The sequence below is a fragment of the Meridianimarinicoccus aquatilis genome, assembly GCF_004358675.1.
Taxonomy (GTDB): domain Bacteria; phylum Pseudomonadota; class Alphaproteobacteria; order Rhodobacterales; family Rhodobacteraceae; genus Meridianimarinicoccus; species Meridianimarinicoccus aquatilis.
In genome coordinates this window covers 1-712 of record NZ_SMZO01000131.1, presented here as the reverse complement: position 1 = coordinate 712, position 712 = coordinate 1, and the positions used below count along the sequence as shown (strand labels likewise).

Sequence of the window (712 nt, the reverse complement as noted above, 5' to 3'; positions counted from 1 at the left end):
ACCGCTCGTTTTCGAGCCGTGAATCACGCTGCAAAGCGAAGATCAATGGGTCCTGACCCTAGGGCATTTGGGTCATCCTGTGCACCTGATAGCCGCATCGATATCCAGAGCGCCAGACGATCAGAACTCACCCTATCCCCTGCGAACCAGCTGAGGTTCGCTGCCTCGATCAAAGCGAGGCGATGCCGCCAGCCTTTGGGGCCGCGCAGCAGCCGGTCATCCAGAGCACCCAGACGTCCGGCGACCCGTGCCAGTCGCGCAGCGTGAACGCCTTCTGCCTTTGCCCAGTCTTCTATGACAGCAGTGTCGGGCGGTTCTGCCCGTGACCCGGGAGGCAAATCATCCGGTTCTTCTTCGAGTGGTCCCGGCAGAAACCAGAGATCCTCTTCGTGAGCCTCTTCATCCGCCTCGATGGTGATGAGGGGGTCATTGAAATTATCAGTCAAAGCAGATTTTTGGGTCTTCATATGTGCAAAATACTGTTCTTTTGCACATTACCCAAGTGATTTTGTGGCGGTTGCCTGCGCTCTTTATATAGTACGCGCGCGTGACTGCCGGTGGAACCTCTCAGATCGCGCTCAGCGCAAGGAAACCAAGGGTTTTTGGACGAGCACAACGAGAGTGCACATACTTGCATTCGTTTACAAACGGTCGTTTATTTATGACTTGTGTAATTGCAAACGGCCCGCCCATGCCCCTGATCGGCTATGCC

At 55.3% G+C, this 712-nt stretch carries 1 pseudogene; it reads right to left on the bottom strand.

Annotation, left to right across the window (positions count from 1 at the left end):
* Window positions 1-59: 59 nt before the first annotated feature.
* A pseudogene (locus E2L05_RS20610) lies at window positions 60-467 on the bottom strand (hypothetical protein); the annotation flags it as partial.
* Window positions 468-712 lie beyond the last annotated feature (245 nt).